1 protein-coding gene is annotated in these 711 nt (G+C 58.8%); it reads right to left on the reverse strand.

Annotated features, from left to right (window positions below; translation table 11 throughout):
• The coding region (locus tag H9Q16_RS20510; protein ID WP_191077343.1) for a transposase at positions 1-711 on the reverse strand (711 nt) is incomplete at both ends.

Here is a 711-nt window from a genome sequence, read left to right on the forward strand (position 1 = left end):
TCTAGGCGCTGCTGAACGCGTTCCAGAACGTCTTCGTGTTCCCATCTGCGAATGCGCCGCTCCTTGCTGTTGGTGCATTTGTCCTTGAGCACGCAACCTTCGCAATGGCTGGACCAGTAGGTCCGGATCGCCTTGTTGTCCTGCTGTCCAGTGAACCTGTAAATCAAGCGCTGCCCAGCAGGGCAGACATAGACGTCGGCTTCTGCGTCATAGGCGAAGTCAGCTTTGTCGAACTGCCCGCGTGCACCTGCGTTCGAGGTCTGAGGTTTGGGAACGACGACGGAGATACTGGCCTCTTCGCAGGCGAGGATTTCCTCGCTCTTGTAATATCCCTTGTCCGCGATGGCCGCGATCTGATCCAGGGCCATCGCATCGCGTGCAGCGATCGCCATCATCGACAGGGCATCTCTGTCATAGCCATGCATGGTGACTTCATGGGCGACGATCAGATGGTTCTCAGCCTCCACCGCTGTCTGCACGTTGCACCCCACGACGCGCGGCATGCGGGGTGTTGTCGCCATGGATCGCGCGTCAGGATCGCTCAGCGACACCTGCGTTTCGCCGGTTTCATCCATGCGTTTCTCGATCGAACGGTAGCGCGCCGCTTCCTTTTGCAGATGTTCCAGCTTTCGCAGCGTGCGTTCCATCCGTCCCTCGGGCAACACAGTTCCGGTCTGCTCAAACACCTCATCAGCGCGATCCAATTCACCG

Source organism: Sulfitobacter aestuariivivens (assembly GCF_014763045.1).
In the GTDB taxonomy this organism is placed as follows: domain Bacteria; phylum Pseudomonadota; class Alphaproteobacteria; order Rhodobacterales; family Rhodobacteraceae; genus Sulfitobacter; species Sulfitobacter aestuariivivens.